A 13,379-nucleotide genomic window follows, 5' to 3' on the forward strand; every position below is an offset into this window, starting at 1 on the left:
CCCGGCTGACCGGGGTGCCGGGGCAGGACGGGCCGTTGCAGGACGGCGTTTGGGAGGACTTCGACCCCGCGTGGTCCCCCGACGGCGAACGGGTGCTGTTCGTACGCGGCCGGCTCACCGGGGCCGCGCTGGACGCCCGTACGGTCGCCTCGGTACGGGCCGACGGCAGCGGGCCGGTGGCGGTGGAGCACACCGAGGCGGCCGCCGGAGTGCAGGTGCTCGCGCCCTCGGTGTCGCCCGGCGGCACACTCGCCTATCTGCGGACCACCCCCGCCCCCGATGCCTCCTGCACGCTGGTCGTCGACGGTGCGGCCGTCCCGGTGGAGGGCGACGTGCAGCCGGTGCCGCCGCGCTGGACGGGCGGCGGAGAGCTGCTGCTCACCGTGGGCGGGCGGTTCCGGCTGGTGCGGCCCGAGGCGCCGGGCGGCGGGGAGGAGATACCGTTCAAGGCCGCCTTGCCGGTCGACCGGCCGCGTTACCGCGTCAAGCAGTACGACTTCGACAGCGGCGGCGGGGCGCGGCCGGTGCGCGGGGTGCATCTGCCCGCGCTGTCCCCCGATGGGCGCAAGGTGGCCTTCGCCGCGCTGAACTCCCTGTGGGTCGCGGGCACCACCGGCGGCCGTGGCCCGCGCCGGATCGTACGGGCCTCGCCCACCCGCTATCTGCTGGGCCCGACGTGGACGCCCGACGGGCGGGCCCTGATCTACGCCGACGACCGCGACGGGCTGCTCGCCGTGCATCGCCGGGACCTCGCCTCCGGAGAGGAGACCACGCTCGCGTCCGGGGGGCGGGTGCACCCCGCGCTGTCCCCCGCTGGCGATCGCCTCGCCTGTATCGACATGTCGGGAAACCTGGTCCTGCGCGACCTGGCCGCCGGCACCGAGCGCACGCTGGCCGCGCCGCTCGGCGGCGGTGGGCTGCCCGGCAGACCGAGCTGGTCGCCGGATGGTCGCTTTATCGCCTATTGCGATCGCAACCGGCTGAACCAACGGTTCCGCGAGGGCTACAACCTCATCCGGATCGTGGACGCGGGCAGCGGCGCGGCAAGGCTGTACGCGCTGGCGCCGCACACCTCGCTCTCCGACCGCTATGACTCCGGCCCCGTCTGGTCCCCCGACGGCCGCCATCTCGCCGTGATCGCCGAGTCCGCCCTGTGGCTGCTGCCCGTACGGCCCGACGGCACCCCGGACGGCGAACCGCGCCGGCTGACCGAGGACAGCGCCGACCACCCCTCCTGGTCGGGGGATTCGCGCTCCATCCTGTATCTGTCGGCGGGCAAGCTGCGGCTGCTGGACGTCGAGGGCGGCACGGCCCGTACCGTGCGCGTACCGCTCGACCACCGGCGCCCGAGCCCCGCCGACACCGTCGTCCGCGCCGGGAGGTTCTGGGGCGGCACCGGGGACGACGGTACGGTCCGCGAGGACGTCGACATCGTGGTGCGCGGCGGGCGCGTCACCGCCGTCGAGGCGCATCGCGCCGGGCGGCCCGCGAAGCGCCGCGTGGACGCCTCCGCGCGCACCGTCGTGCCCGGTCTCTGGGACGCCCACACCCACCCCTGGCAGTACACCTACGGCGCCAGGCAGACCGTGCTGCAGCTCGCCTACGGCATCACCACCGCCGTCTCGCTCGGCGGCTTCGCGTACGAGCAGGCGCGGCTGCGCGAGGCCATCGCGGCGGGCGCGCTGGCCGGGCCCCGGCTGCTGGCCACCGGAGAGCTGCTGGACGGACCGCGCGTCGCCTACAGCATGGGCCGGGCGCACCGCACCCGCGAGGGGCTGCGCCGCTCGCTGGAGCGCGGGGCGGCGCTCGACTGGGACTTCGTCAAAACGTATGTACGCGCGCCCGGCTGGATCATGGAGGAGGCCGCCCGCTTCGCGCACGACCGGCTCGGAGTGCGCGCCGGCAGCCATCTCTGCTCGCCCGGCGTGCAGCTCGGACAGGACCTGACCACTCATCTACAGGCCACGCAGCGCCTGGAGTACGGGCACGCCACGACAGCGACCGGGCAGTCCTTCCATGACGTGACGGAGATCTACACCGCGACGGACTTCCGTCTGATAGCCACGCCGTTCACGGCCTCGCCGCTGGTGGGGGCCGACCCCTCGCTGGCCGAGGACGAACGGGTCACCCGGCTCATGCCGCCCTGGGACACCGCCCTGGTGCGGCAGCTCGCCCAGGCCCCGCCCACCGCCGCCCAGCTCGCCACCCTGCGCACCGAGATCGGGGTCTACCGGCGGATACTCGCCGGCGGCGGGGTGGTCGCCCTGGGCACGGACGCGCCGCTGGTGCCGGTGGGGCTCCATCTGCACATGGGGCTGCGGGCGCTGCACAAGTACGGGCTCTCGGCGGCGGAGGCGCTGCGCACCGCGACCCTGCTGCCCGCGCGGGCGTTCGGCGCGGACCGGGACCTCGGGACCCTGGAGGTGGGGAAGCTGGCGGACTTGACGGTCGTGGACGGCGATCCGTTCACGGACTTCGACTCGCTCGTGCGCACGGTCTCGGTGCTGCGCGGCGGCGTGCCGTACGAGCAGGACGACCTCGTCCAAGCCTTCCCCGAGGGTGGCCGGGCTCGGCACGGGAAGTCGGCGGAGCACTGGCTGGAGGTGGGACGGCTGCTGCGGCGGGACACCTGCTGCGACGGGGAGGGGTGACGGCGCGCGTTGGTTGTGCGCCGGGTGTTGGGGGCGTGTGTGTGCGGGGTGGTTGCCTGTGCGGCTCGCAAGAGCGGCCCCTACGGCCGCCGCCGCGGGCCGGAGCGCTTGCTCCGGGCCGCGGCGGCGGTCACTGCTGATCCAGGCTGGTTCAGCGTGAAACCGGCTGGTTCAGCGTGAATGGTTTCGGTGGGCCGTCAGGAGCTCACCGGGGCCATCTTGTCGACGATGCCGGGGTGGGCGTCGATCCACTTCTGGACGCCCTTCTCGGCATTGCCCTTTCCGGCATCCTGAACGGCCTGCTCCAGGCTCGCCAGTTCCTGCTCGGTCATGTGCCAGTTCTTCAGCCACCCGTAGAACTCGGAGTACTTCTTCGGGAAGGACTTGTGGCCAAGCGAGCGGATCTCGTTGTTGGCCCCGAACGCCTTCTTCGGGTCGGCCAACTTGGTGAGCTGGTACTTGCTGTACGCCCAGTGCGGGGTCCACAGCACGACGGCGACGGGCTCCTTCTTGGCGTACGAGCGCTCGAGCTGGGCGAGCATGGCCGGGGAGGCGTTGTTGGTGACCTCGTACTCCTTGTCCAGGTCGTACTCCTTGAGGACCGTGCTCTTGAGCAGCTGCATCTCGCCGGTGCCCGGCTCAATGCCGATGATCTTGCCCTTGAACTTGTCGGCCTTGCCCTTGAGGTCCGCCAGGGACTTCACGTCCTTGACGTACGAGGGCACCGCGATCTCGAGCGAGGTCTTGTCGTACCACGGCCCGATATCGACGAGGTTCTTCTTGTACCGGTCCCAGTACTGCTTCTGGGCGACCGGCAGCCAGCCGTCGAATTCGACGTCGATCTGCCCGGCGCTCATCCCGGTGAACATGGAGCCCACGTCGTACTGCTTGATCGACGGCTTGTAGCCGCGCTTCTCCAGGACGTTCTTCCACAGGTAGGTGGTGGCGATGTCCTCGTCCCAGGGGAAGTAGCCGATCCGGGGCGCGGCCCCGGCCTGCTTGCCCTGGGTGGTGGTACCGGCGCCGCCCGCCGGGGCGAGCTTGTCGACCAGGCCGGGGTTCTTCTTCAGCCAGGCGCGCACGCCCTCCTGCTGCTTGCCCTTGCCCGCGTCCTGGATGGCCGCTTCGAGGCTGGTGAGCTGCTTCTCGGAGAGCTTGAAGTTCTTCATCCACTTGGCGATCTGCGGCTGCTTCTGGGAGAAGCCCTTGCGCCCGATGGTGTGGATGCCGTCGCCCTTGCCGAAGGCGCCCTTGGGGTCGGCGAGCTTGGTGAGCTTGTACTTGCTGTACGCCCAGTGCGGGGACCACAGGGTGACGGCGACCGGCTCCTTCTTGGCGTAGGAGCGCTCCAGCTGGGAGAGCATGCCCGCGGTGGAGCCCTTGACCAGCGTGTACTCGCCGTTCAGGTCGTAGTCCGGGAGGACCTTGTCCTTCATGATCTTCATCTCGCCGGCGCCCGGCTCAATGCCGATGATCTTCCCCTTGAAGGTACCGGCCTTGCCCTTGAGGTCGTCCAGGGACTTCACGTCCTTGACGTACGAGGGCACCGCGACCTCGAGCGAGGTCTTGTCGTACCAGGTGCCGAGGTCTTCCAGCTGGTCCTTGTACTGCTTCCAGTACGAGGCGTGGGTGGCGGGCAGCCAGGCGTCGGTCTGCATGTCGATATCGCCCGCGGCCATACCGGTGAACAGCGCGCCGACGTCGTACGTCTGCAGCTGCGGCTTGAAGCCGCGCTGCTCCAGGATCTCCTTCCACAGGTAGGTGGAGGCGACGCCCTCGTCCCAGTTGATGTAGCCGAGCTTGACCGTGCTGCCCTTGCCGACGTCGGCGGTGACCTTCTGGCCGTCGTCGTCGCCGCCGAAGACATTGAGGCCGCCCGCGACGAGCGCGAGAACGATGACGCCGACCATCGCGACCGAGGTCGCGGGGCGCCACTGGAGCACCTTCAGGCCGCCCACGGCGCTCGCGGCCTGCTTGGCCAGGGCCCGTCGGCCGAGCGGCGAGACGCGCTGGTTGAGGGCGCCGGTCATCCGGTCCAGGTACATGGCGAGGATGACCACCGCGATGCCGCCCTCGAAGCCGAGGGCCACGTCGACCGAGCTGATCGCCTCGAAGACGGAGGAGCCGAGGCCGCCACCGCCGACCATGCCCGCGATGACGACCATGGACAGCGCGAGCATGATGGCCTGGTTGACGCCCGCCATGATCGTGGGCAGGGCGAGGGGCAGCTGGACCCTCAGCAGGGTGCGGCGCGGGGTGGTGCCGAAGGCGTCGGCCGCCTCGACCAGTTCCGCGTCGACCTGGCGGATGCCCAGCTCGGTCATCCGTACGCCCGGTGGCATGGCGAAGACGATGGTCGCGATGACGCCCGGGACCACGCCGACACCGAAGAAGAAGATGCCGGGGATCAAGTAGACGAAGGCGGGCATCGTCTGCATGAAGTCCAGCACCGGGCGGAGCAGGGCGCTTACGGCCCGGTTGCGTGAGGCCCAGATGCCCAGCGGTACGGCCAGCACGATCGTGATCGCACCGGCGACCAGCACCAGCGACAGCGTCTCCATCGCCTCGTCCCACTGCTCGATCGAGTCGATGAGCGCGAAGCCGGCGAAGGCCAGGACGGCGGGCACCAGGCCGCGCAGCCACCAGGCGAGCACCGCGAGGATGCCCGCGAGGAGCAGGGGGTTGGGGGCCGCGAGCACATCGTGCACACCGTCGTACATCCCCTGGACGACCTTGGAGATGAAGTCGAAGAGCCACTGGAAGTGGTCGCGGAGGAAGTTGATGCCGGACCGGATCCAACTTCCGAGTTCGATCCTAGGCACCGGCGATCACCTTCCCCTCGGGGGCCTCGGGAGTCTGTGCGGTCTTGGATACCTTGATGGCCTCGGGGCCCTTGGCAGTCGCGTCCGGTCCGTCGTCCGCCCCCGGCTCCGGCTCGCCGAGCACGGCGAGCAGCCGGGCGCGGGGGACGACGCCGATGAGGGTGCCCTCCTCGTCGGTCACCGCGACCGCGACGCCGCTGCGCGAGCAGGGCGTGAACAGCTCGACGATCGGGGTGTCGGCGGTGACGGTCGCGGGGGCCGCGGCGATGATGTCGCTCTCGGTGCGCAGCACCGTGCCGTCCGGGGTCGTGGTGCCCAGCGCCTCCTCGGGCTCGGCCATGATCGCGCCCGCGGTGAGCACCCGGGTGCGGTCGACGTCCTGGGTGAAGGAGGCGACATAGTCGTTGGCCGGGGTGACCAGGATGTCCTCGGCGGTGCCGATCTGGACGATCCGGCCGTCGCGCATGACGGCGATGCGGTCGCCGAGGCGCATGGCCTCGTTGAGGTCGTGGGTGATGAAGACGATGGTCTTCTTCAGCCGCTTCTGCAGCTCCAGCAGCTGGTCCTGCATATCGCGGCGGATCAGCGGGTCGAGCGCGCTGAAGGACTCGTCCATCAGCAGCAGGTCGGCGTCGGTGGCCAGCGCGCGGGCCAGGCCGACGCGCTGCTGCATACCGCCGGAGAGCTCGTCGGGCCAGGACTTCTCCCAGCCCGCGAGGCCGACGAGGCCAAGCGCCTCGGTGGCACGGCGCTGGCGCTCGGCGCGCGGCACGCCCTGTACCTCGAGGCCGTACGCGGCGTTCTCCAGAACGCTGCGGTGCGGGAAGAGCGCGAAGTGCTGGAAGACCATGCTGATCTTGTGGGAGCGCACCTCGCGCAGCTCGCGCGGGGCCAGGGCTGTCAGGTCCTGCCCGTCGAAGAGAACGCGCCCGGCGGTCGGCTCCAGCAGTCCGTTGAGCATGCGCAGCAGCGTGGACTTACCGGATCCGGACAGACCCATGACGACGAATATCTGGCCCGCCTCAACGGCGAAGGACGCGTCGATGACCGCCGCCGTCGTGCCATCCGTGCGCAGCTCGTCGCGGTCCGTACCGCCCTCGAGCTTCGCCACCGCCTCATCGGGTCGTCTGCCGAACACCTTGTAGAGGTGTTCGGCTTGCAGCCTGGACACATATACCTCTCGGGTCGCACCAAAAAACGACCCACCACCCCCGCCGGCAGGTCGTGGAGCGGGCGGTGTCCGACCGCATGCCCGATGCAATAGTTATTTTGCCTAACGGGTCCGCTCCGGCTGCGCGCCTGCCCTGAACCGTTTGGCGTAAACCAATCGGTGACCCACATCACAATCCCGGGGCGTTTGTGTCAGTGGCGTGCGGCATGATCGAGGCGTGACCCGACGCCTGATGCTCCTCGACACCTCCTCCCTCTACTTCCGCGCCTATTTCGGGGTGCCTGAATCCGTCCGCGCCCCCGACGGCACACCGGTGAACGCCGTGCGCGGGCTGCTCGACTTCATCGCCCGGCTGGTCCAGGACCACCACCCGGACGACCTGGTGGCCTGCATGGACTTCGACTGGCGCCCCAAGTGGCGGGTCGATCTGATCCCCTCGTACAAGGCGCACCGGGTGGCCGAGGAGGCCCCCGCGCCGGACGGTGTGGACCAGGAGGAGGTGCCCGACACCCTCTCCCCGCAGGTCCCGGTGATCGACGAGGTGCTGGACGCGGTCGGGATCGCCCGGGTGGGAGCGGATGGCTACGAGGCGGATGACATCATCGGCACGCTCGCGGGCCGGGCGTCCGGCCCGGTCGACATCGTCACCGGCGACCGCGATCTGTTCCAGCTCGTCGACGACTCGCGCGCGGCGCGGGTGCTCTACCCGGTCAAGGGGGTGGGCACGCTGCAGGTGATCGACGAGGACGCGCTGCGCGAGAAGTACGGCGTGGGCGGCGCGGGGTACGCGGAACTGGCGCTGCTGCGCGGCGACACCAGCGACGGGCTGCCGGGCGTCCCCGGGATCGGTGAGAAGACCGCGGCCAAGCTCCTCGCCTCGTACGGCGACCTCGCCGGGATCATGGCCGCGGCGGCCGATCCCGCCTCCAAGCTGACCCCGGCGCAGCGCAGGCGGCTGGAGGAGGCGCGGGAGTATGTGGCGGTCGCGCCGAAGGTGGTGCGGGTGGCCTCGGACGTCCCGCTGCCCGCCTTCGACCCGGCGCTGCCGCGGCAGCCGCGGGATGCGCGGGCGGTGGAGGAGTTGGCGGAGCGGTGGGGTCTCGGCGGATCGCTGCGCAGACTTCTCTCCACTCTTGAAGGGTGAGGTGTTAAGTTAGGTAACCCTAACTCGTTGTGGATCAGGGAGGTGCCGTGGCAGACCGTCCGGCCCGCAAGACGCCGCAGGTCAACCGGGCGCGGGTGGCGCGCACCGAGCGGCTGACGCCCCATCTGACGCGGGTGGTGCTCAGCGGTGGGAGCCTGGCCGGCTTCTCCGCCGGCGAGTGCACCGACCATTACGTCAAGCTGCTCTTCCCGGCCGAGGGTGTCGTCTACCCCGAGCCGTTCGACCTCGCGAAGGTCCGCGCCGAGTTCCCGCGCGACCAGTGGCCGCGCACCCGCACCTACACCGTGCGCGCCTGGGACCCCGCGGCCCAGGAGCTGACCCTGGACTTCGTGATCCACGGAGACGAGGGCCTGGCCGGGCCGTGGGCCGCGCGTGCCGAGCCCGGCGAGGAGATCCTTTTCCTCGGCCCCGGCGGGGCGTACGCCCCGAGCCCGGAGGCCGGCTGGCACCTGCTCATCGGCGACGAGAGCGCCCTGCCCGCGATCGCCGTCGCGCTGGAGCGGCTTACCGAGCAGCCGACGGGCAGGCCGGTGCACGCCCTGATCGAGGTGGCCGGTCCGGAGGAAGAGCTCAAGCTGAGCGTGCCGGACGGGGCGGAGATCACTTGGCTGCGCCGCGGTGGCGGGCCGGTCGGCGAGTCGCTGGTGACGGCCGTACGCGCGCTGGACTTCCCGTCCGGCCAGGTGCACGCGTTCGTCCATGGCGAGGCGGGCTTTGTGAAGCAGATCCGCCGCTATCTGCGACTCGAGCGAGACGTTCCGCGCGAGTGGCTGTCGATTTCCGGCTACTGGCGGCGCGGCCACGACGAGGACGGCTGGCAGGCGTCCAAGCGGGAGTGGAACCAGCAGGTGGAGGCGGAGCAGGAGGGCGGCACGGGGGCTGAGAGCGGCGCGGGAGCTGCGGCAGCCTGACGCGTGGGGTCGGGCCTGGTCTGCGAGGTGGGGGGCCTGCTACGGGGCGTCGCCTGCCTCCGCCGGACCTACCGGCCTGACCCGCGGCCCGGCCCTAACCTCAGGGCCGCCCCGCCCGATGGTCGGCCCCCTGCCCATATCCCGGAGAGACGCCCGCGGGGCGGCCCCGGCGGTGTCTGCACACCGCCGGGGCCGCCCGTCGTACCGTGGTCCGCTCGCATGGGGTGCGGTCAGACCGAGCGCTGGTACGAACGGAAGGTGCGGGTCGACAGCCAGACCGCGGCCAGTGCGAGCGCCAGTAGCGCTCCGCCGCGGGTTGCCACATCGGCCCAGTCCGGGTCCTCCGCCATAGCCGAACGACCGGCCACCAGGGCCCAGTTGACCGGGTTGAAGTCGGCGATGTGCCGCATCCAGCCCGGCATCAGGGAGGGGGTCATGAATGCCTCGGAGAGGAAGGTCAGCGGCAGCAGCAGGAAGGTGTTGATGCCGATGATCGACTCGCGCTCGCGGACCAGCATGCCCAGGGCGTTGGAGAGGGCGCCGAAGACCGTGCCGAGCAGCGTGGACGCCACGATCAGCAGCGCCAGCCCCGTGATGCCGCCCGGGTAGTCCGCGCCGCCGAGTTTGCCGAGCGCCACGATGATGACGGACTGCACGGCGGTGGTGATGCCTTGGGAGACCACATTGCCGTTCATCAGGGCGCCGCGGGAGACGGGCGTGGTCAGAAAGCGGTTGAGGGTGCCGCGCTCGATTTCCTCCAAGGTTCCCATGCCCGCCCACATGTTGGAGGACAGGGCGCTCATCACCACGATGCCCGGGACCAGATAGTCCAGGTACGAGCCGGTGCCGAAGCCGCCGAGGTCGGTGATCTTGCGGAAGAGGGAGCCGAAGAGGAACAGCCAGATGACCGGCTGGATCAGATTGATCAGCAGGAAGACGGGTTGGCGCCAGTAGGCCATCAGCTGGCGCTGTGTCATGTACCAGGTCTGGGTGAGGGTCGCGCTCATCGGACACCTCCCGCGGCGCCGGCCGGCACGGGCGCCTCGGCCGCGGCCTCCGCCTCGTCGAAGCTGCGGCCCGCGTAGCGCAGATAGACGTCGTCGAGGGAGGGGCGGGCGACGGTCGCGGTCGCCACGGCGGCGCCCGCCCGCTCCAGGGCGGTGAGCAGCGTGGGTACGGCGGCGGCGCCGTCGTCGGCGCGGGCGCTGACGCGCCGGCCGTCCACGGCCACCTCGTGTACGCCCGGCAGCGCGGTGAGCGCGTCGCGCAGCGGCGGCTCCGCTCCGTCCGCGACGGCCTCGCTCAGCTCCAGGTGGACGGCGTCGCCGCGCAGTTCGCCCTTGAGCTCGTCCGGGGTGCCCTCGACCACGACCCGGCCGCGGTCGACGATGGCGATGCGCTCGGCGAGGCGGTCGGCCTCTTCGAGATAGTGCGTGGTGAGCACGATCGTCAGGCCGTCCTCCCCCGCGAGCCGGGCGATCTCCTCCCACATGGCCGCGCGGGCCTCGGGGTCGAGCCCGGTCGTGGGCTCGTCGAGGAAGAGCACTTCGGGGCGGTGTACGAGCCCGAGCGCGACGTCGAGCCTGTGGCACATCCCGCCGGAGTAGCCCTTGACCGGGCGGTTCCCGGCGTCGGCGAGGTCGAAGCGGGCCAGCAGCTCATCGGCGCGCCGGGCACAGGCGGCGCCCCGCAGCCCGTACAGCCGGCGCTGCAGCAGCAGGTTCTCGCGCCCGGTGGCCACCGGGTCGGCGCCGGACTTCTGTGCCACGACGCCGATGGCGGCGCGCACCCGGCCGGGGTGGCGGAGCACATCGTGTCCGGCGACCGCCGCCGTGCCGGCGTCGGGCCGGGCGAGGGTGGTGAGGATCTTGACGGTGGTGGACTTCCCGGCCCCGTTGGGGCCGAGCAGGCCGAAGACGATGCCGGACTCGACGGCCAGTTCCATGCCGTCAAGGGCCTTCACCCCGCCGGGGTAGGTCTTGACCAGTTGATTGGTTTCCACTGCGAGCGCGCGTGTGCGCAGGTGGTGCGGGGCGGGTCCCCCGGTTGTTGGCGCCATGGTGGCGTGTCTCCACTCTGATGTGTCGCATCTGATCTGTCGTACGACATCGACCTGTCGCGTGCCGACGCGTGCGAAATCCGCCGTACCGATCCGCGGGTGGAGAGCCGGGCTATCCTGGGTGTGCCGCACCTCGATCGCCTGGCCTGCCATCACCGCAGGTCCGGTCCGGGGTCAGGGCCCTGGTGCGCGCTGTTGGCGCAGCGCGCGCCGGGGCCTTCTTCACGCTCCGGTTCTACTTCTCCGGGTTGGTTCTCTCCTCTATCTCGACCCATTCCGCCGGCATCTCGCCGGTCCGGCTCAGCGTCCGCCATGCGGCCGCGCCGGAGAGGTTGCCCGCCGCAAGCTCCTCGCGTAGCGAACGGACCCACTCCATCTCGGCGCGGATCATGTGCAGTTCGTACTCCGTCTCCAGCAGGAACACCCTCGGCAGGTCCGTTTTCAGGGCGCCGATCGTGCCGTCAAGAGCCTCGGCGTGGGCCTCCAGCGTCTCGGCCCGCTGCCGCAGCAGCTCGTCGGCCTCGTCGATGGGCAGCACCAGGATCAGCGAGAGCGCGGCCGAGAAGGCGGGGTACTCCCGGACGGGGACGGACACCAGCTCCGCCAGCCAGTCGTGCAGTTCCCGTCGACCGTCCTCGGTCAGTCCGTACACCGTGCGCTCGGGGCGGAGCCCCTGCCGCTGGGTGCCGGCGACCTCGACGAAGCCGTGCTTCTCCAGGTTCTGGACAACGGTGTAGAGCGAACCGTAATTGATCTTGATGCTGTGTTCCTTGCCCCGTCGCCGGAGCACCTGCGCGATCTCGTACGGGTGCATGGGCCGCTCACTCAGGAGCGCCATCACCGCGAGCGCCAAGGGGTTGCTCAGCTTGCGCCGCTTCGCCGCCACCGTCATCACCTCGCCCCCGTATATCCGTCGCCGAACATATCGCGACTCAGCGGAGGCGTCAACCGCGATGTATCGCGATTGCGTCGGCTCTACGGCCATGTGTGGACATCAGGAAGCGGGAAGCGGCATACGACGGGCCGTGTCCGGCCGGGGACTCGCCCCGGCCGGACACGGCCCGTAGAGAACGCCGTGCGACGGATCAGCCCACGGAGGAGTACGCCACCACACCGCGCAGCAGCGCGTCGACCGCCCGGCGGGCGGCTCGTGCCACCGTGCCGCCCGCCGGGGCGGCCACGGCGATCTGGCCCAGCACGTCGATCACCTGCTTGCACCAGCGCACGAAGTCGCCTGCGGGCATGTCGACTTCGCGCAACAGCTCGTCCAGACCGTGTCCGGAGGCCCAGCGGTACGCGGCCCAGGCGAAGCCCAGATCGGGCTCGCGCTGGCCGACCCCCTCCGCCTGCTTGATCTTGTGATCGTCTTCCAGGGCGTCCAACCGGCCCCAGATGCGGACCATCTCGCCCAGGGCACCCTTGGCCCGGCCCGCGGGCAGCTTGGGCGGCATTGCGTCGTCCGCCGCCCGCGCCTCGTAGACCAGCGCGGAGGCGCAGGCCGCGAGCTCGGCGGGGGCCAGCCCCTCCCATACGCCCTCGCGCAGGCACTCGCTGGCGAGCAGGTCGAGCTCGCCGTAGAGCCGGGCGAGCCGCTTGCCGTCGTCGGTGACCTCCTCGCCGCTCAGATAGCCGAGCTCCGACAGCAGGGCGCAGATCCGGTCGAAGGTGCGCGCGATGGTGTTCGTACGCCCCTCGATGCGCCGCTCCAACTGGCGGGTGTCGCGCAGCAGCCGGTGGTAGCGCTCGGCCCAGCGGGCGTGGTCCTCGCGCTCGTCGCAGCCGTGGCAGGGGTGGGCCCGGAGAGTGGCGCGCAGCCGGGCGATCTCGGTGTCGTCGGCCGCCGCCGAGCGCTCTTTGCGGTGGCGGCGCATCTCGTGGTGGCCCGCCTTGGTGCGCAGCGCGGACGCCAGGTCCCGGCGGGACTGCGGGCTGCGCGGGTTGAAGGACCGGGGGATCCGCATCCGCTCCAACGGCTCGACCGGCACCGGGAAGTCGATCGCGGCCAGCCGCTTGACCTGCCGCTCGACGGTGAGCACGAGCGGGCGCGGCCCGTCGTGGTACTCCAGTCCGCGATGGCCGCCCGTACGCCCGGCCGGCAGCCCGGGGTCGAGCACCAGCGCCAGCCCCGCGTACTTGCCGGTCGGGACGTGGATGACATCGCCGGGGCGCAGCTTCTCCAGCGCGTCGGCGGCGGCCACGCGCCGCTGCGCCACGCCCTGCTTGGCCAGCTCGGTCTCGCGGTCCTTCAGGTCGCGGCGCAGCCGCGCATACTCGTCGAAGTCGCCCAGGTGGCAGGTCATGGAGGCGCGATAGCCGCGCAGGCCCTCCTCGTTGCGCTGCACCTGCCGGGAGATGCCGACGACCGCCTTGTCGGCCTGGAACTGCGCGAAGGAGGTCTCCAGCAGCTCGCGGGAGCGGTGCCACCCGAACTGCGAGACCAGATTGACCGCCATGTTGTACGAGGGCTTGAAGGAGGAGCGCAGCGGATACGTACGGGTACCCGCCAGGCCCGCGAGGGCGGCCGGGTCCATCGCGCGCTGCCACAGCACCACGGCATGGCCCTCGACGTCGATTCCGCGCCGGCCGGCCCGGCCGGTCAG

At 71.1% G+C, this 13,379-nt stretch carries 9 protein-coding genes; 3 read left to right on the top strand and 6 right to left on the bottom strand.

Annotated features, from left to right (window positions below; translation table 11 throughout):
* On the top strand, positions 1-2,651 hold a 2,651-nt coding region (locus CCN51_RS40215), incomplete at its 5' end, for an amidohydrolase family protein (protein WP_086860690.1).
* A 197-nt stretch (positions 2,652-2,848) separates the two neighbouring features.
* Here CCN51_RS40215 and CCN51_RS40220 read toward each other — a convergent pair.
* Entirely contained in the window at positions 2,849-5,473 is a 2,625-nt protein-coding gene (locus CCN51_RS40220; RefSeq protein ID WP_014181070.1) for an ABC transporter permease/substrate binding protein, read from the bottom strand.
* Positions 5,466-6,644, bottom strand: a complete 1,179-nt coding sequence (locus tag CCN51_RS40225) for a quaternary amine ABC transporter ATP-binding protein (protein WP_014181069.1) — start codon at positions 6,642-6,644, stop codon at positions 5,466-5,468. Before CCN51_RS40225 ends, CCN51_RS40220 begins: the two co-directional genes overlap by 8 nt.
* Positions 6,645-6,876: 232 nt before the next feature.
* On the opposite strand from CCN51_RS40225, the gene CCN51_RS40230 reads away from it, so the two are divergent.
* Entirely contained in the window at positions 6,877-7,788 is a 912-nt protein-coding gene (locus tag CCN51_RS40230; protein ID WP_043492235.1) for a 5'-3' exonuclease, read from the top strand.
* Positions 7,789-7,835: 47 nt separating this feature from the next.
* The gene (locus tag CCN51_RS40235) at positions 7,836-8,720 is read left to right on the top strand and encodes a siderophore-interacting protein (RefSeq protein WP_043487971.1); all 885 of its coding nucleotides are present in this window, start codon (positions 7,836-7,838) and stop codon (positions 8,718-8,720) included.
* 230 nt (positions 8,721-8,950) lie between these two features.
* On the opposite strand, the gene CCN51_RS40240 is transcribed toward CCN51_RS40235, so the two are convergent.
* The 4 genes from CCN51_RS40240 to CCN51_RS40255 form a co-directional block, all read right to left on the bottom strand.
* Positions 8,951-9,727 (bottom strand): ABC transporter permease, encoded by a 777-nt coding sequence (locus CCN51_RS40240; protein WP_014181066.1) that lies wholly within the window; start codon positions 9,725-9,727, stop codon positions 8,951-8,953.
* A complete protein-coding gene (locus CCN51_RS40245; protein ID WP_193383757.1) occupies positions 9,724-10,779 on the bottom strand; it encodes an ATP-binding cassette domain-containing protein in 1,056 nt (351 codons plus the stop codon). Before CCN51_RS40245 ends, CCN51_RS40240 begins: the two co-directional genes overlap by 4 nt.
* Positions 10,780-11,014: 235 nt before the next feature.
* Positions 11,015-11,671 carry a PadR family transcriptional regulator gene (locus tag CCN51_RS40250; RefSeq protein WP_014181064.1) on the bottom strand — a complete coding sequence of 219 codons (657 nt, stop codon included), beginning with the start codon at positions 11,669-11,671 and terminating at the stop codon, positions 11,015-11,017.
* A 193-nt stretch (positions 11,672-11,864) separates the two neighbouring features.
* Positions 11,865-13,379 (bottom strand): DEAD/DEAH box helicase (locus CCN51_RS40255; RefSeq protein WP_483883465.1); only part of this gene is annotated, 1,515 nt, incomplete at its 5' end.

It is taken from the genome of Streptomyces milbemycinicus (genome assembly GCF_002154605.1).
In the GTDB taxonomy this organism is placed as follows: domain Bacteria; phylum Actinomycetota; class Actinomycetes; order Streptomycetales; family Streptomycetaceae; genus Streptomyces; species Streptomyces milbemycinicus.

What these genes read in the sequence shown, in the direction of transcription:
- CCN51_RS40230 (WP_043492235.1), top strand. Translation starts at nt 6,877, where the DNA reads ATGCTCCTCGACACCTCCTCCCTCTACTTCCGCGCCTATTTCGGGGTG.
- CCN51_RS40250 (WP_014181064.1), bottom strand. Translation starts at nt 11,671, where the DNA reads ATGACGGTGGCGGCGAAGCGGCGCAAGCTGAGCAACCCCTTGGCGCTC.
- CCN51_RS40240 (WP_014181066.1), bottom strand. Translation starts at nt 9,727, where the DNA reads ATGAGCGCGACCCTCACCCAGACCTGGTACATGACACAGCGCCAGCTG.
- CCN51_RS40245 (WP_193383757.1), bottom strand. Translation starts at nt 10,779, where the DNA reads ATGGCGCCAACAACCGGGGGACCCGCCCCGCACCACCTGCGCACACGC.